This window comes from Leifsonia sp. Soil_N53, assembly GCF_057655165.1.
Map to the genome: position 1 here is coordinate 1 of NZ_JBDGMM010000044.1, position 15,727 is coordinate 15,727.

Consider the following 15,727-nt stretch of genomic DNA (forward strand, 5'->3'; position numbering starts at 1 on the left):
CGCGGTGAGCGCCAGCGAGCCGGCGCGGGTGGCGGGACCCCACGCGGCCGCGGCGGCACGCCATCCCGCGGCGAGGACCGGGTCGGCGTCCTCGCGGCGCAGGCGCTTCACGAGCGCGCCGGTATTGATGCCGACCGGGCACGCCGTCTGGCACATCCCGTCGACCGCGCAGGTCTGGACGCCGTCGTAGTCGTACTCGCGCTCCAACTGGGCCACGAGCTCCGTGTCGCCGCGGGCGGCGGCCGAGGCGGCGGCGCGGCGCACGACGATCCGCTGCCGCGGGGTGAGGGTGAGGTCCCGGCTCGGGCACACCGGCTCGCAGTACCCGCACTCCACGCAGCGGTCGACCTCCTCCTCGACCGTCGGCGCGAGGGCGACGTCGCGGAGGTGGATGTCGGGATCGTCGCTGATGATGACGCCCGGGTTGAGGACGCCGGCCGGGTCGCACGCCCGCTTGAGCTCCCGCATCACCTCGTAGAGCTCGTCGCCGTACTGGCGGCGCACGTAGGGCGCCATCGCGCGGCCGGTGCCGTGCTCCGCTTTGAGGTTGCCGCCTGCCGCCAGCACCAGGTCGACCATCCCCTCGGTGAACCCGACGAATCGCGACAGGGCCTGCTCGCCCTCGAACCGGTCGGTGAGCATGAAGTGGAGGTTGCCGTCCTTCGCGTGCCCGAAGATCACGCTGTCGGCGTAGCCGAACCGCGCGAAGAGCTGCTGCAGCCCGTCGCACGTGTCGGCGAGGGCCGGGACCGGGACGGCGATGTCCTCCAGTAGGGCGGTCGTGCCGCTCGGCCGCGCCCCGGCGACGGACGCGTAGAGGCCCTTGCGGAACGACCACGCCGCCGCCCGGGCGGGCGCGTCCGTGTCGAACGGCGAGAACCCGCCGGTCGCCGCGGTCAGCACGTCGGCGCCCGCGGCGGCAGCACGGTCGAGTTCGACCCGGTCGTCCGCGTGGTACTCCACGAGCAGGGCGGCCTGCGTGCCGACCTCGAACCCCAGGATCTGCGCCGGCGCGCCGCGCAGGCGCTGCCCCACCCGCAGAGAGGTGGAGTCCATCAGCTCGAGCGTCGCCGCACCGGTCGCGACCAGGGCGGGCAGCGCGCGCGTCGCGCTGTCCAGGTCGTCGAACACGGTGAGCGAGGTGGTCGCGAGGGCGGTGAGCGGGACAGTGCGGAAGGTGGCCTCGGCGACGAACGCGAGCGTCCCCTCCGAGCCGATGATCAGGCGGGCGAGCAGTTCGGCGGGCCGGTCGTGGTCGAGGAACGCGTTGAGGCCGTAGCCCATCGTGTTCTTCAGGGCGAACTGGCGGCGGATCGCGGAGACGGACGAGCTGTCGGCGCGCACCCGGTCGCGCAGCCGCAGCACGCTGTCGGCGAGCGCGGGCTCGCGCTCGTGGAGAAGCCGGTCGGCGGCCGGGTCAGCGGTGTCGACGACCGTGCCGGAGGGGAGGACGAAGACCATCGACTCGAGGGTGCGATAAGTGTTCTCGTCGATTCCGCACGCCATCCCGCTGGAGTTGTCGGCGACGACCCCGCCGACGGTGCAGGCCGCCTCGCTGGCCGGGTCCGGGCCGAGGCGGGTGCCGTACGGCTTCAGCCGCGCGTTGACCTGACGCACCGTGGCGCCGGGCTGGACGCGCACCCGTGACCCGTCGTCGAGCACGTCGATGCGGCGGAAATTGCGGCGCACGTCGACGAGGACATCGCGGCTCACCGCCTGGCCGGAGAGGCTGGTGCCGCCGGAGCGGAACGTCACGGGGGTGCGCGAGACGGTCGCGGCGCGCATGACGGCCCCGACCTCCGCGGCGTCTGCGGCGACGATCACCGCGCGCGGGGTGAGCAGGTAATGCGATGCGTCGGCCGCGTAGGCGACGCGGTCGATCGCGCGGCTCCGGATGCGGCCGGCCTCACGCACAGCCTCTCGGAAGGCCTCGGGGAGGTCGGCGCCCGGCAGCGCCGCGGGACGGGGCGTCTTCGCAGGCGTCATGCCGGCCTGCCCTTTCTGGATCGGTGACAGAGGTGCACGCCGCCGCGGAGGGGGGGCGCGGCGGCGTGCGGGATCAGGAGGCGGGGAACTCCGTGATCCAGTACTCGGCGATCTGGCGCCGTGTGGCTATCCAGACATCGCCGAGGCTTGTCGCGTACTCGAGGAACTCCTGCACCGCCGACGCCCGCGCGGCCTGGCCGGAGAGGCGGGGGTGCAGCCCGACGGACATCATCCGCGGGACGCCGTCGCCCTCGCCGCGCAGGTGGTCGAGCCCGCGCCGCAGGTAGTCGAGGAAGTCCGCGGGCGAGGCGAGGTGGCCATACGAGTACGCGCTGTCGTTGTAGGTGAGGGAGTAGGGGACGACGAGGTGCGGCCGCTGCTCGGGGCCGACCGGGACCCAGTAGGGGAGGTCGTCGTTGTAGGCGTCGGAGTCGTAGAGGAACCCGCCGTGCTCCACCAGGAGTTCGCGGGTGTGCGGGCTCGGCATCCAGCGGCTGTACCAGCCGGCGGGCCGCGTGCCGGTGACGCGTTCGAACGTCTCGACGGCCAGGGCGATCTGCGCGGCCTCCTCCTCGCGGGAGAGCGTCCACTGCTCGGCCCAGCGGTAGCCGTGCGAGCAGATCTCGTGACCGGAGCGCACCAGCCATTCGGCGGCCTCCGGGTTCAGCTCCAGGGCCCGGGCGGCCGCGAAGGCGGTCATCGGGAGGCCGAGCCGGTCGAACAGGCGCAGGACGCGGTAGACGCCGGCGCGGCTGCCGTACTCGTAGACGGACTCGGTGCCCAGGTCGCGGTAGGCGGGGTCGATCGCGCGCGGCACCTCGCCGAGGCCTTCGTTGACGCCGTCGCCCGCGGCCCAGGAGCGCTCGGACCCTTCCTCCACGTTGAGCACCAGGCTCAGGGCGACCGTGGCGCCGCCGGGCCAGTGCCCGGTGGGCGGTGTCGCGCCGTAGCCGACGAGGTCGCGCTCGGGGCCCGGCACGCCGTTCATGCGCGCTCGCCCCCGCCCTGCAGCTCGGCGATCACGTCGTCGGCCCAGCGCACGTCGCCGTACTGCCGGTCGAGGTCGAACAGGGCGGTGCGGTGCGAGAGCGCGAAGCGGTCGAACACGGCGTCGGCGGGGATGGTCACCCGCAGGTTGATCGACATCGCGTCGACGGCGGTGGCCCGCACGCAGTTGCTGGTGGAGCCGCCGACGATGATCACGCCGTCGACCTTCCTGTCGATGAGCAGTCCGGTGAGCGGCGTGCCGTGGAAGCCGGACGGCTTCTTCTTGACGAACACGGTGTCGCCGGGCTGCGGCGCGACCGCCTCGGCGATCTGCGCGCCGAAGCTGCCCTCCAGCGCCCAGCCCTCCGATTCGACGAGGTCGCGCTTGAGGCGGTACGTGCCCATGTCCGAGCCGTCCCTGGCCAGCTGCCACTGCGTGTAGAACACGGGGGCGCCCGCGGCCCGGGCGGCGTCGAGGAGCCGCGCGGTCACCGCCAGGGCGGCTTTGCCGGCCTCCCCGCACGACGACGGGTAGGCGTACGGCTCGTCGCCGATCGGGCCGACCATGTAGTTCTGGGCGTCGATCACCACGACCGCCGGGCGGGATCCGAGCCCCGAGCGCCGCCCGAAGCGGGCACGGGAGACGAGCGCCCTGTCCTCATCGGTGAGGAGGTGGTTCCAGAGCGACGAGGGCGGCTCGAGCGACGAGGCAGGCTGGTTCGGGGTCATGCGGTCTCCTTCCGGCGGTTCGCGCTCAGCATCGCGAGCACGTCGTCCCGATCATGGTCGATGGCCGTCCACCCGGTGGTGCGGATGCGACCGGGTGTGGCTGTGAGCCTAGGGACCACGTTCTGCATGCGCACCCGGCCGAGGTCGGGGTCGTCGACGGCGATCACGGTCTCACGGGCGAGGTACTGGGGGTCCTCGACGATCTGGTCGGTCGTGTAGGCGGGCGCGATGGGGGCCTGCGCGCGCTGGAACGAGTCGAGGACCTCGTCGAGGGGATGCACCGCGATCCACTCGGCGACGATGGCGTCGACGGTGTCGGCGTTGTCGTGCCGGGCGGCGGGCGAGCTGAAGCGCAGGTCGCTGGAGAGCTCGGGCCTGCCGATCGCGGTGAAGATGCGGTCGGCGATCTGCTGCGTTCCGGCGGACAACGCCACCCAGCGGTCGTCGGCGGTGCGGTAGGCGTTGCGCGGCGCGGTGCGCGGCGACCGGTTCCCGCGCCGCTGCTGCACGATGCCGAGCTGGTCGTATTCGATGATCTGCGGGCCGAGCAGGCTGAAGAGCGGTTCGTAGAGGCTCACATCGACCACCTGGCCGCGTCCGTCGCCCGCGTGGTCGCGGTGGTGCAGCGCCGCCAGCGCGGCATAGGTGCCGGCCATCGCTGCGATGCCGTCGGCCAGGCCGAACGCTGGGAGCGTCGGCGGCCCGTCGGCGTCGCCGGTGAGGGCCGCGAAGCCGCTGAAGACCTCGGCGAGCGTGCCGAAGCCGGGGCGGTCGGCGTACGGCCCGGTCTGGCCGAATCCGGTCACCTTGACCATGACCAGCCCGGGGTTCTCGCGGGCGAGCTCGTCGTAGCCGAGCCCCCACGCGTCCAGGCGCCCCGGACGGAAGTTCTCGATGACGACGTCCGCCCAGAGGCAGAGCTCGCGGACGATCGCGCGATCGTCGGCGTCGTGGAGGTCGAGCGAGATCAGCTTCTTGTTGCGCGCGATCGCCTTCCACCAGAGCGGGATGCCGTCGCGGGACTGGCCCCAGCGCCGGGCGTCGTCGCCGCGCGGGTGCTCGACTTTGATGACTTCTGCTCCGAAGTCGCCGAGGTTCGTGGCGATGAGCGGCCCCGCGTAGAGCGTCGCGAGGTCGAGCACCTTGAGGCCTTCGAGGGCCATGGACTGTTGGGTCATTCTGCTCCCGTCGTTCTCATTTACTGAGAACGTCATGTAACTGTTGAGAGCAGCATGATCATCCGGCCGCGACTTGTCAAGAGCGGGGCGCACATGTTTCACGGAGGTTTCATTACTGTTGCAAACAAGAATTGAGGGTTGACAACCTCAGTTGGACGGGATCAAGCTACTCCCACCCAGCACAAACAGTTCTCAATGAATGAGAGTGACATGTCTCGAACCGCCACCCGTACGTTCGACCTCTTCGAGGCGGTCGTGCAGTCCGCCATCCCGCTCGGGCTGATGGACATCGCCGAGGCGACCGGTATGGACAAGAGCACGGCGCAGCGCCTGCTCGGCTTCCTCGTGGAGCGGGAGCTGCTGACGCGGGACACGGCCAAGCGCTACCTCCTCGGGCCGGCGTCGTTCGCCATGGCGGCCTCGATCGGCTCGCGCAGCGATCTGCGCACCGTCGTCGCCCCCGCGCTGCGGCAACTGCGCGACGCCAGCGGAGAGACCGTCAGCGTGCACCTCGCGGTCGGCAACCGGCGCGTCTGCGTCGACGGCCTGGAGAGCACGGCCGTGATCCGCCGGGTCGTCCCGCTCGGCGACTCCCTCTCGCTGCACCAGGGACCGTCCGGCAAGGCGATCCTCGCCTACCTGCCGGAGCCCCGGATCGACGCCGTGCTCAACGAGGCCGGGGTCAAGCGGCTCGACCGCAAGGAGATCCGCGACGAGCTCGAGAACATCCGCTCGCAGGGCTACCTGCTCACGGTCGGAGACCGGTCGCCCGGTGTGCGCGCCATCTCCGCCGCCATGTTCGACGTCCGTGGGGTGACCGCGTCCCTGACGATCGCGGGCCCGAGCGAACGATTCACCGAGGAGGGCGCCGACTCCCTGCGGCCCTTGCTCCTCGCCACCACCGCCGACATCTCCCGAAGCCTTGGAGGCCACCGCCCATGACCCTCATCCTCACCTCGATGCTCTTCGTCCCCGGCGGCGACGAGCGCAAACTCGCGAAACTGGACACGCTCCGCGCACCTGCGCTCATCCTCGACCTCGAAGACGCCGTCGCGGAGTCGCGCAAGCCGGCCGCGCGGCGCATGGTCGCGGCCGCGCTCGCCGAAGCCACCACCCGGGTTCCGCTCTGGGTGCGGGTCAACCCGTCGGGTCCGGAGGCCACCGTGGCCGACCTCGACGCGGTCGTCGGGCCGCGGCTGGCGGGCGTCGTCCTGCCCAAGGTCGAGTCCGCCGCCGAGGTGAACCGGGTCGACTGGTACCTCAGCGCACTTGAGGCCGAGCGCGGACTGCCCGCCGGCTCCGTGCACCTGATGGCCAACATCGAATCGGTCGCCGGCCTCGCGGCCACCGAGGAGATCGCCGCCGCGAGCTCCCGGCTGGAGTGCCTGATCTTCGGCGCGGGCGACTTCTCGCTCGACGCCGGCCTGGACTGGCCGGCCGAGGGCGGTCTGAGCCCGCTCGTCCTCGCCGCCAAGCAGCGCCTGGTGCTCGCCTCCCGAGCGGCCGGCCTGCTGCCGCCGCACGACGGCGTCTACCCGATGTTCCGCGACCACGACGGGCTGCGCGCCGAGGCCGAGCAGGCCCAGGCCATCGGGATGTTCGGCAAGCACGCCGTGCATCCCGAGCAGATCCCGGTCATCGACGCCGTCTTCACACCGAGCGACGCGCGGCTGCGCAGAGCGCAGGAGATCGTGGACGCGTTCGACGCCAGCGAGAGCGGAGGCGTCGGCAACATCGACGTCGGCGGCCAGTTCATCGACTACCCCGTGGCCCACCGTGCCAGGGCGCTGCTCGAGCTCGCCGCGGGACTGCAAGGAGTGGACGCATGAGCCAGACCGCAGAACGCGCACCGGAGCGCACGACGGAGCGACGCCACGGCGGATCGCAGCTGCTCGGCCGCTACGCCGTGCTGCTCGTCCTGATCGCGATGATCGCGGTGTTCTCCGTCCTCCGCCCCGACACCTTCTTCACCGCGGGCAACTTCACCTCCCTCGCGAACTCGCAGGCGGTGCTGCTCATCCTGTCGCTCGCCTTGATCTTCCCGCTCTCCGTGGGCGAGTTCGACCTGTCGATCGCAGCCAACCTCGGCTTCGGCGCGATCCTGCTCGGCTTCCTCAACGGAGAGGCGCACCTGCCGCTCGGCCTGAGCGTGGTGATCGTGCTGATCGTCGGCGCGATCGCCGGCGCGGTCAACGGCTTCTTCATCGTCCGGCTGGGAGTGAACGCCTTCATCGTCACCCTCGGCACCGGCACCGTGCTCACCGGACTCACGATCTGGGTCTCGAACGGACAGATCCTCTCGGGGATCGACCCGGCGCTCAGCAACGCCATCACCACCACGTTCGGCGGCCTGGCGATCCCGTTCTGGATCGCCGTGCTGCTGGTGTTCGCCATCTGGTACCTCTACGAGTTCACCCCGCTCGGCCGGTACCTGACCTTCATCGGCCTCGGTCCCGAGGTCGCCCGGCTGGCGGGCCTGCCCGTGGCGCGGCTGCGCTTCGGCGCCTTCGTCGTCGCCGGGTTCCTGGCGGCCGGCTGCGGCATCCTCGCCGTCGGCCTCCTCGGCTCCGCCGATCCGTCCGCGAGTGCGGCCTACCTGCTGCCCGCGTACGCCGGCGCATTCCTCGGGACCACCGTCGTCAAACCCGGGCGCTTCAACGCCTGGGGCACCGTCATCGCCGCGGCCCTCCTGGTCGTCGGCGTCACCGGCCTGCAGCTGCTGGGCGCTGCCGGCTGGGTCGAGCAGGTCTTCAACGGCGCCGCTCTGGTGGTCGCCGTGACCTTCGCCCGCCTCGTCTCCCAGCGCAAACGCACCTGACCCCTCAACCCCCCACCGGGCGGACCCCCAGCCGCCCGGCACACAGATAGGAAACCCGCAATGAACTGGACGCACCACACCCGGCCTGTCCATCGGGCCGGCCTCATCGCAGCGGCCGCCGCGATCGCAGTGGGAACACTCGCCGGATGCTCGCACATCGGCGCCGACGCCGAATCGACCTCATCCGGATCGGCCGACCGGTCGGCCAACCAGAAGGAAGCGCAGCAGCGTGTCGACGCCGCCACCGAGAAGCCGACCTTCACGGCCAACTCCGGCATCGACATGAAGAGCCTCGCCGGCAAGAACGTCACCATCCTCACCTCCACCAACGCCGTCCCCTTCGTGGCGAACATCGCCAAGGGCGCGGCGGAGGCCGCGGGCGTCGCCGGCTGGACGACCACCACGGTCGACGGCAAGGGCAGCGTCACCGAGTGGTCGCGCGTGGTCAACCAGGCCGTGGCGCAGAAGGTGGACGGCATCATCACCGTCGGCGCCTCGCCCTCCCAGTTCAAGCCGGCGGTCGCGGCTGCGAAGGCGGCGGGCATCCCGCTGGTCGACGTGCTCACCGCCGACCAGGACAAGGACCCGCTGATCGACGGCACCTTCTCGCACGTCAGCATCTCGTTCTACGACTCGGGCCGGCTGCAGGCCGACTACGCCATCGCGAACGGCAAGCCGGACGACCACATCCTGATCCTCGGCGACAACGAGTTCCCCGGCGAGGTCACCCGCGTGCAGGGCATGAAGGACGAGTTCGCCAAGCTGTGCCCGAAGTGCACGGTCACCGTGCAGGACACGCAGGTCGCCAACCTCGGGACCACGCTGCAGTCCACAACGCAGAACGCGCTGCGGCGCGACCCGAAGACCGCCTGGATCCTGCCGACCTACGACGCGCAGGGGCTCTACGTGGTCGCCGGCGTGAAGGCGGCAGGCGCCGCGGGCAAGACCAAGGTGGTCGGCTCCGACGCCGTGTCGAACAACCTCGACCTGGTGGCCAAGGGCGACGTGCAGGTCGCCGACGTCGGCGAGCCGGACATCCAGTCGGGCTGGGCCGGGGTCGACATGCTGGCCCGCGCGATGCTCAAGCAGGAGCCCGTCAAGCCGAACATCCCGCTGCGGATGTTCACGAAGGAGAACCTGCAGGGCGTCGACACCAGCGACACCAGCGCCCTCTTCGGCGACGACTACGTGGCCGGCTACAAGAAGGTCTGGGGACTCGGATGACCTCCGCCGGTGACGCCGGCGCCGACCTGCTCGAGGTGCGCGGTCTGACCAAGCGCTTCGGGCCTGTGAACGCCCTCGTCGGCCTGGATGTTCGAATCCGGGCCGGCGAGGTGCACGCCCTCATCGGGCAGAACGGCTCGGGGAAGTCCACCCTGATCAAGTCGCTCGCCGGCTACCACCAGCCGGACGAGGGGACGATCACCCTGCGCGGCGCCGAACTCTCCCTCCCGGCGTCGCAGGGCGCACTGGCCGACGCCGGTCTGGCGTTCCTGCACCAGGACGCACCTGTAGCGCCGGCGATGACGGTGCTGGAGAACATCCGCGTCGGCCGCTACCGCCAGCCTCTGCTCGGTAAGGTCTCCCCGGCGGCCGAGCGCCGCCGGGTCCGGGCCCTGCTCGACTCGATGGGCGTCGCCGCCGACCCGGACGACCTCGCCGGCGACCTGCCGACGGCGGACCGCGCCCTCATCGGCTTCGCCGCGGCCGTCGACGCGCTCTCCGCCCGCCCGGGCGTGCTGGTGCTCGACGAGCCGACGGCGAGCCTGCCGCCCGGCGCGGCGCAGCGGCTGTTCGACGCGATCGCCCGGGTCACCTCCGCCGGGTCCGGGGTTCTGTTCGTCTCGCACCGGCTGGACGAGGTGCTCGCCATCTCCGACCGCATCTCGGTGCTCAGGGACGGCCGGCTCGTGACCACGCTCGAACGCGCCGACGCCGACGAGGACCAGCTAGTCCGGCTGATGCTCGGCCGCGACCTCGACGAGATCTACCCGGAACGGCCCGAGGACGACGACGAGCAGCGACCGGTGGTGCTGGAACTGCGCGGGATGCGCGGGCGCCTGGTCGACGACGTCGGCCTCCGGGTCCGGGCCGGCGAGATCGTCGGCGTGACGGGGCTGGTCGGCATGGGCCAGGACGAGCTGCCCTACCTCGCCTACGGCGCGCTCCCCAGCGGCGGCGGCGAGGTGCGCATCCACGGCGAGCCGCTGCCGAAGCTCACGCCGGCGCACGCCAGGCGCCGCGGCGTCGCGCTGGTCCCCGCCGACCGCCCGCGCGCCTCCGGCTCGCTCTCCGCCTCGATCACCGAGAACATCTCCCTGCCCGTGCTGCCGCGGTTCTTCCGCGGCGGGGCCCTGCGGGCACGGCACGAGCGCGCGAACGCGCGCCGCCTGGTGGCCGACTTCGACGTCCGTCCCGCGCGGATCGACCTCGACCTCGGCCAGCTGAGCGGCGGCAACCAGCAGAAGGTGCTGCTGGCCAAGTGGCTGCAGTCGTCGCTCTCCCTGCTCCTGCTGCACGAGCCGACGCTCGGCGTCGACATCGGCTCCCGAGCGCAGATCTTCGGCATCATCCGGGCCGCGGCCGACGAGGGCATGGCCGTGCTGGTCGCGTCCTCCGAGTACGAGGACCTGGCCGGCATCTGCGACCGCGTCGTCGTGCTCAACCGCGGCCGGGTCGTCGCCGAGCTGGCCGCCGACCGGCTCAGCGAGGACGCCATCCTGCGCGCGTGTTTCGTCACCACCGGCGACGCCGTCGCCTGAACCGAGGAGGTCTCCCGTGTCCGATCGTGCCCCGCTCGAGGTCGTCCCGCGCCGCTACGGCGACGACGACGTCATCGGCGCCGCCAACGAGATCACGCCGGAGAAGGTGCGCGCCGCTGCGGCGCTGGTCCGCACCGGACAGCGCTACGCGCTCGGGCAGGTGCTCGACGCCGACTCGCCCGGCCAGATGTGGCGCTACTGGAAGCAGGCGCTGCTGACCGACCGCGTCTCGCCCGAGCGAGCGTTCGGCTCGAACGTGCAGACGTTCGTCGAGGAGTCGGTGAGCGGCGCGCTGCACAGCGGCACGCACCTGGACGGCCTGGGTCACATCGGCCTCGCGGAGTTCGCCTACGGCGGGCGGCGCTGGACCGACATCATCGCCGCGGACGGCCTCACCGACCTCGGCATCGAGAACACCCCGCCGCTGGTCTCCCGCGGAGTGCTGCTCGACATCGCGGCGCTGCGCGGCGTCCCGATGCTTGGCGACGAGGAGGCCGTGACCGCCGACGACCTCGCGGCCGCCGCCGAGCGCGCCGGGGTGGAGGTCGAGGCGGGCGACATCGTCCTCGTCCACACCGGCTGGGGCACGCTCTGGAATGCGGACGGCGACCGCTACGCCGCTACGGAGCCCGGGATCGACGAGTCCGCCGCCCGCTGGCTGACCGACCGCAGGGTCACCGTGATCGGCGCGGACAACTGGGCGGTCGAGCGGGTCCTGCGCGAGCCTCCCGCCGACGGGCCGTCCTTCCCGGTGCACCAGGAGACGATCACGCGCAACGGCGTCCACCTGCTCGAGAACGCCCGGCTGGAGGAGATCGCCCGCGACGGCGTGACGACGTTCCTCGCGATCATCGCGCCGGTGCGGCTGCGCGGAGGCACCGGCTCCATGGTCGGGCCGATCGCCGTGGTGTGAGGCAGGACGAGCGCTGAGAGCGGGCCCGCTGTGCAGCGGGCCCGCTCTCGCTACGCTGCGTGGTCCGGCACCACTACGTTCTTGAGCGTGGCCGGCTGCGTGGCCGACTCGAGGGCGGCCTCGACGTCCTGGAGGCCGAACCGACCGGTGACGAGCGAGTCCAGGTCGACCTGGCCGGAGGCGGCGAGCTCGATGGCGAGCGGCCAGGTGTTCGCGTAGCGGAACACGCCGGTCACCACGAGCTCGCGGTTCTGGATCCGGGAGACCGGCAGCGTCAGCTCGGGCCGGCCCATGCCGACCAGCACCACCCGGCCCGCCGGCCGCACGCTGAGGATGCCGGCGGTCACCGCAGGACCGGCGCCGGAGGCGTCGATGAAGGCGTCGACCTCCAGCTCGAGCCCGGCCACGTCCTCGGTCACCGGGTTGACCACCCGGGTGGCGCCGAAGCCGAGCACGACGTCGAGACGCTCCTGGACCGGGTCGCTCACGATCACCTCCGCGGCGCCGAACGCCCGGGCGACCTGGGCCGCCACGATGCCGATCGGGCCGGCGCCGGCGATCAGGATGCGCGAGCCGGGACCGGTCCCGGCCTTCTGGTTCGCCCAGATCCCGACCGAGAGCGGCTCGCAGAGCGCCGCGGCCTCGAAGCTCAGCGAGTCCGGGATCGCGAAGGCGTAGTCGGCCTGGATGACCGCGTACTCGGCGAACGCGCCGTCGATCGGCGGGGTGGCGTAGAACTCGATGTACGGGCAGAGGTTGTACCGGCCGTGCTTGCACTGGTCGCAGACCCGGCACGCGCGCTGCGGCTCGATCGCGACCCGTTCGCCGATCCGGTCGCGGGGCACGGCGGCCCCGACGTCGACGATGGTCCCGCTCGCCTCGTGGCCGAGGACCATCGGGGCCTCGACGACGAAGTCGCCGATCCGCCCCTCGTGGAAGTAGTGCACGTCGGAGCCGCACACGCCGACGGCGGCGATCCGGATGAGGACCTGGTCGTCGGCGAGCTCCGGGGTCGCGATGGTCTCCAGGCGGACGTCGTGCGCGGAGTGCAGGACGCTGGCGCGCATCGTGGCTGCGGTCATGGTGTTCTCCTGTTCCGCTTCACGCGCTCAGCCGGGCGGGCGCGGGTGCGAGGGCGGCGAAGACGTCCCGCGAGCGCTCGTAGCCCTCGACCATCCGGTCGAGGATCTCCTCGGTCTCGGCGTCGGGCGCGGTGGCCTCGGGGTGCGCTTCGTGCCACGCCAGCATCCGCAGCACCGAGCGGTGGAAGGTCAGCCGAGGCGCGAAGCCGGGGACGAACCGGCGGATCTTGGAGTTGTCGAAGATCGCGCTGTGGCCGAGGTCGCCGAGGAACAGCTCCGACCAGCCCCAGTCCGGCGCGGCCAGCGTGAACATCTCCGAGGGGACGTGGACGAGGTTCGGGGTCGTGCCGAGGGCGTCCGCCACGATCGTGTAGATCTGGTCCCAGGTGTACACGTCGTCGCTGGTGATGTGGAACACCTCGCCGATCGCGCGCGGGTTGGCGAACAGCCCGATCAGGCCGACGGCGAAGTCGTCGGCGTGGGTCAGCGTCCACAACGACGTGCCGTCGCCGTGGACGGGGATGGCGGCGCCGCGGGCGATCCGGTCGACGACGTTCCAGCCGCCGGGGAGCGGCGGGTTGGTGTCGTCGTAGGTGTGCGACGGACGCACGATCGTCACGGGGAAGCCGAGTTCCTCGTGCGCCCGCTGGAAGACCTTCTCGGCCTCGATCTTGGCGCGCGAGTAGGCGACGAACCGGTTGTGCACGGGGGTGGACTCGGTGATCGGCACCTGGAGGACGGGCTTGCCGTAGAGCGACGCGGTGCTGATGTGCACGTACTGCTTCGTCCGGTCCAGGAACAGGTCGATCGCGGTCTGCGCGTCCTCGGCCGTGAAGCAGAGGAAGTTGACGACCGCGTCGAACGTGCGGCCGCCCAGCGCCGCCTCCACCGACGCCGGGTCGTGGATGTCGGCGGTGAGGCGGGTCACCTCTGCGGGGAGCGCACTGCCGCTGCTGCCGCGGTTGAGGACGGTCACCGTCATGCCGTCGGCGACGGCCCGCCGCACGCTGGAGGCGCTGATGGTGCCGGTGCCCCCGACGAACAGGACGGACACGGGAGAGGGGAATGTCATGGGAGTTGCCTTCTGGTCGTCGCCGGCGGGCCGGCGGAATGGGGGAGGGTCAGTCGGCGAGCGTGCCGGCGAACCAGTCCTCGTAGTAGTTCTCGACGATGCCGATCTGCACGTCCTCACGGCGCACCCCGATCGCCTCGAGCCGGGTGATCAGCGCGCGGTACAGGGCGCGCTTGATCTCGACCGTGTAGCGGCGGACCATCAGGATCTGGATGATCACGAGGCTCCTGCGGTCGACGCCGCCGTAGGTCGGGTCGAATTTGATCTCGTCCGCGTCGTGCGGGTGGAAGGTCTGGAACTTGTCGTCGGCCGGGATGTCGAGCGCGTCGATCTGCGCCTGGTGGATCTCGCGGCTGAGCTCGAGGTGCTTGCTGTCGAACAGCGCGCGGTCGAGGTCGACTCTGATGAGAGGCATGGTTCTCCTAAGGAAGGGTGGTGTGGCGGTGGATGGATGGTCGGTTGGGGACGGGCGGATGGATGGGTGCTACTTGAGCGCTCCGGCGGCCAGGCCGCGCTCGAAGAGCCGTTGCAGGCACAGGTAGGCGGCCACCTCCGGGATCGCCGTGATGACGGCGGAGGCGAGCACCTTCGTCTGATCGTTGGTGAACTGACCGACGAAGAACTGCGGGATCAGCGTGACCGTCTGGGTGCTGGTGTCCTGCAGGAAGACGAGGGGGAAGAGGTAGTCGTTCCACGCCGCGATGAGCGTGATGATGACGATCGAGGCCAGGATCGGGCGGGTGAGCGGGAGGATCACGTGCCAGAACGCCTGATAGACGTTCGCGCCGTCGACCCGGGAGGCCTCGAACAGCTCGTCCGGGATGCCGTTGACGAAGTTCCGCGCCAGCAGCACCGCGAACGGCACCTGCAGGGCGGCCAGCGGGATGATCACCGCCCAGTAGGTGTTGTAGAGCCCGAGGGTGCTCGCCGTGACGAACAGCGGTGTCAGCAGCACGACCTCCGGGAGGGTGAGGCAGGCCAGCAGCGCCCAGAAGTAGATCTCCCGCCCGCGGAGGTGCAGCTTGGAGAAGCCGAACGCCGCCAGCATGGTCACCCCGAGGACGAGGACGATCGTGACGAAGGCGATGATCGCGCTGTTGCGGAAGAACAGGATGAAGCCGGGGACGGCGAGCACCTTGGCGTAGTTGGTCCAGCCCTCGCCGCTCAGCGACCCCTGCACCATCGCGACCAGCGGGAACAGGTAGGGCAGCACGGCGATCGTGAGCAGCACCTGCAGGACGACGCGCGAGCGGCGCCTGCGTGTCTCGATGAACATCAGCGCTTCCTCTCCCGTCCGGCGACCTGCAGGACGATGGCGAGCCCGAGGGCGAGAATGAGCAGGAGGATCGACAGGGCGGCGCCGTAGCCGACGTTGCTCTGCGGGATCGACTGGCGGTAGATCAGCGTGCCCAGGAACTCGGTGGCGTAGTTGGGGCCGCCGCCGGTCACCAGGTAGGGGATGTCGAAGGTCTTCAGCGCGCTGATCGCGCTGAGCATGAGCAGCGCGGTCGTCGTGCCGCGCAGGCTCGGCCAGACGATGTCCCAGACGACGCGCACGTTGCCCGCGCCGTCGAGGCGCGCGGCCTCGACCATCTCCGGTTCGATCTGGCCCATGGCCGCGTAGTAGAGGATGAACGTCAGCCCCGTCCACTCCCAGACCGTGATCACCATGATGACCGGGAGGGCGGTCTCGGACTGCGCGAGCCAGGGCTGCGCGAGCGCCGAGAGGCCGATGTGGTCCAGCACCCAGTTCAGCTGGCCGTCCGCCGCGAAGATCTGCCGGAACACCGGCGCCATCACCGCCGGCGCCAGCACCACGGGGACGAACAGGATGATCTTGTACAGCGTCCCGAGCCGCACCCGGGAGTGCAGGATCAGCGCGAAGAACACCCCGAGGGCCGTCTGCACCACGAAGGTCGCGATGAAGTAGACGGCCGTGTTCGCCAGAGCCTTCCAGAACACCGGGTCGTTCAGCGCCGTCACGTAGTTGCTGAGACCGACGTTCAGCTTCTCGATGTCGGTGCCGTTCCACGTGAGGGTGGAGATGTAGCCGGTGTAGCCGATCGAGTAGTAGAGCACGCCGATCACGAGCGCGAGCGCCGGCAGGATCCACGGCAGTCCCGACGGCCGCATGTGCTGCGGACGGCGGGGGCGCCCCCCGCCGCGAGGGAGCGGGGGATTTCCTCGCGTGCGGGGGGCT

General features: G+C 71.1%; 15 protein-coding genes. 6 read left to right on the forward strand and 9 right to left on the reverse strand.

What is annotated here, in order from left to right:
* The 4 genes from AC3A3H_RS05000 to AC3A3H_RS05015 all read right to left on the reverse strand — a co-directional run.
* Positions 1–1,986 (reverse strand): FAD-binding and (Fe-S)-binding domain-containing protein (locus AC3A3H_RS05000; RefSeq protein WP_487613444.1); only part of this gene is annotated, 1,986 nt, incomplete at its 3' end.
* Positions 1,987–2,059: 73 nt separating this feature from the next.
* Positions 2,060–2,974, reverse strand: a complete 915-nt coding sequence (locus AC3A3H_RS05005; protein ID WP_487613445.1) for a polysaccharide deacetylase family protein — start codon at positions 2,972–2,974, stop codon at positions 2,060–2,062.
* Positions 2,971–3,702, reverse strand: a complete 732-nt coding sequence (locus AC3A3H_RS05010; protein ID WP_487613446.1) for an isochorismatase family protein — start codon at positions 3,700–3,702, stop codon at positions 2,971–2,973. Before AC3A3H_RS05010 ends, AC3A3H_RS05005 begins: the two co-directional genes overlap by 4 nt.
* Positions 3,699–4,880 carry a CaiB/BaiF CoA transferase family protein gene (locus AC3A3H_RS05015; RefSeq protein WP_487613447.1) on the reverse strand — a complete coding sequence of 394 codons (1,182 nt, stop codon included), beginning with the start codon at positions 4,878–4,880 and terminating at the stop codon, positions 3,699–3,701. Before AC3A3H_RS05015 ends, AC3A3H_RS05010 begins: the two co-directional genes overlap by 4 nt.
* Before the next feature lie 210 nt (positions 4,881–5,090).
* Between AC3A3H_RS05015 and AC3A3H_RS05020 the strand changes: the two genes are divergently transcribed.
* The 6 genes from AC3A3H_RS05020 to AC3A3H_RS05045 are packed head-to-tail and all read left to right on the forward strand — an operon-like array spanning position 5,091 to position 11,373.
* Complete coding sequence (locus AC3A3H_RS05020; RefSeq protein WP_487613448.1) at positions 5,091–5,822, forward strand: IclR family transcriptional regulator; 732 nt, start codon at positions 5,091–5,093, stop codon at positions 5,820–5,822.
* Entirely contained in the window at positions 5,819–6,709 is an 891-nt protein-coding gene (locus AC3A3H_RS05025) for an HpcH/HpaI aldolase/citrate lyase family protein (RefSeq protein ID WP_487613449.1), read from the forward strand. The genes AC3A3H_RS05020 and AC3A3H_RS05025 overlap by 4 nt, the downstream gene beginning before the upstream one ends.
* Positions 6,706–7,698 carry an ABC transporter permease gene (locus tag AC3A3H_RS05030; RefSeq protein WP_487613450.1) on the forward strand — a complete coding sequence of 331 codons (993 nt, stop codon included), beginning with the start codon at positions 6,706–6,708 and terminating at the stop codon, positions 7,696–7,698. Before AC3A3H_RS05025 ends, AC3A3H_RS05030 begins: the two co-directional genes overlap by 4 nt.
* Before the next feature lie 60 nt (positions 7,699–7,758).
* Positions 7,759–8,922, forward strand: coding sequence for a sugar ABC transporter substrate-binding protein (locus tag AC3A3H_RS05035; RefSeq protein WP_487613451.1), 1,164 nt, complete (start codon positions 7,759–7,761; stop codon positions 8,920–8,922).
* Positions 8,919–10,460 carry a sugar ABC transporter ATP-binding protein gene (locus AC3A3H_RS05040; protein ID WP_487613452.1) on the forward strand — a complete coding sequence of 514 codons (1,542 nt, stop codon included), beginning with the start codon at positions 8,919–8,921 and terminating at the stop codon, positions 10,458–10,460. The genes AC3A3H_RS05035 and AC3A3H_RS05040 overlap by 4 nt, the downstream gene beginning before the upstream one ends.
* Before the next feature lie 16 nt (positions 10,461–10,476).
* A complete protein-coding gene (locus AC3A3H_RS05045; protein ID WP_487613453.1) occupies positions 10,477–11,373 on the forward strand; it encodes a cyclase family protein in 897 nt (298 codons plus the stop codon).
* 50 nt (positions 11,374–11,423) lie between these two features.
* Here the strand turns inward: AC3A3H_RS05045 and AC3A3H_RS05050 are convergent, their stop codons facing one another.
* The 5 genes from AC3A3H_RS05050 to AC3A3H_RS05070 all read right to left on the reverse strand — a co-directional run bounded on the left by AC3A3H_RS05050 (position 11,424) and on the right by AC3A3H_RS05070 (position 15,660).
* Positions 11,424–12,455: an NAD(P)-dependent alcohol dehydrogenase gene (locus AC3A3H_RS05050; protein ID WP_487613454.1), complete on the reverse strand. Its 1,032-nt coding sequence runs from the start codon at positions 12,453–12,455 to the stop codon at positions 11,424–11,426.
* Positions 12,456–12,474: 19 nt separating this feature from the next.
* Positions 12,475–13,527 carry an NAD-dependent epimerase/dehydratase family protein gene (locus AC3A3H_RS05055; protein WP_487613455.1) on the reverse strand — a complete coding sequence of 351 codons (1,053 nt, stop codon included), beginning with the start codon at positions 13,525–13,527 and terminating at the stop codon, positions 12,475–12,477.
* Positions 13,528–13,576: 49 nt separating this feature from the next.
* Positions 13,577–13,942, reverse strand: a complete 366-nt coding sequence (locus tag AC3A3H_RS05060; RefSeq protein WP_487613456.1) for a tautomerase family protein — start codon at positions 13,940–13,942, stop codon at positions 13,577–13,579.
* Positions 13,943–14,011: 69 nt separating this feature from the next.
* Positions 14,012–14,803, reverse strand: a complete 792-nt coding sequence (locus AC3A3H_RS05065) for a carbohydrate ABC transporter permease (RefSeq protein WP_487613457.1) — start codon at positions 14,801–14,803, stop codon at positions 14,012–14,014.
* Positions 14,803–15,660, reverse strand: coding sequence for a carbohydrate ABC transporter permease (locus AC3A3H_RS05070; RefSeq protein ID WP_487613458.1), 858 nt, complete (start codon positions 15,658–15,660; stop codon positions 14,803–14,805). The genes AC3A3H_RS05065 and AC3A3H_RS05070 overlap by 1 nt, the downstream gene beginning before the upstream one ends.
* Positions 15,661–15,727: the final 67 nt, after the last annotated feature.

Coding starts and splice junctions, on each gene's coding strand:
- AC3A3H_RS05005 (WP_487613445.1), bottom strand. CDS start 2,974: ATGAACGGCGTGCCGGGCCCCGAGCGCGACCTCGTCGGCTACGGCGCG.
- AC3A3H_RS05010 (WP_487613446.1), bottom strand. CDS start 3,702: ATGACCCCGAACCAGCCTGCCTCGTCGCTCGAGCCGCCCTCGTCGCTC.
- AC3A3H_RS05015 (WP_487613447.1), bottom strand. CDS start 4,880: ATGACCCAACAGTCCATGGCCCTCGAAGGCCTCAAGGTGCTCGACCTC.
- AC3A3H_RS05020 (WP_487613448.1), top strand. CDS start 5,091: ATGTCTCGAACCGCCACCCGTACGTTCGACCTCTTCGAGGCGGTCGTG.
- AC3A3H_RS05025 (WP_487613449.1), top strand. CDS start 5,819: ATGACCCTCATCCTCACCTCGATGCTCTTCGTCCCCGGCGGCGACGAG.
- AC3A3H_RS05030 (WP_487613450.1), top strand. CDS start 6,706: ATGAGCCAGACCGCAGAACGCGCACCGGAGCGCACGACGGAGCGACGC.
- AC3A3H_RS05035 (WP_487613451.1), top strand. CDS start 7,759: ATGAACTGGACGCACCACACCCGGCCTGTCCATCGGGCCGGCCTCATC.
- AC3A3H_RS05040 (WP_487613452.1), top strand. CDS start 8,919: ATGACCTCCGCCGGTGACGCCGGCGCCGACCTGCTCGAGGTGCGCGGT.
- AC3A3H_RS05050 (WP_487613454.1), bottom strand. CDS start 12,455: ATGACCGCAGCCACGATGCGCGCCAGCGTCCTGCACTCCGCGCACGAC.
- AC3A3H_RS05055 (WP_487613455.1), bottom strand. CDS start 13,527: ATGACATTCCCCTCTCCCGTGTCCGTCCTGTTCGTCGGGGGCACCGGC.
- AC3A3H_RS05060 (WP_487613456.1), bottom strand. CDS start 13,942: ATGCCTCTCATCAGAGTCGACCTCGACCGCGCGCTGTTCGACAGCAAG.
- AC3A3H_RS05065 (WP_487613457.1), bottom strand. CDS start 14,803: ATGTTCATCGAGACACGCAGGCGCCGCTCGCGCGTCGTCCTGCAGGTG.
- AC3A3H_RS05070 (WP_487613458.1), bottom strand. CDS start 15,660: ATGCGGCCGTCGGGACTGCCGTGGATCCTGCCGGCGCTCGCGCTCGTG.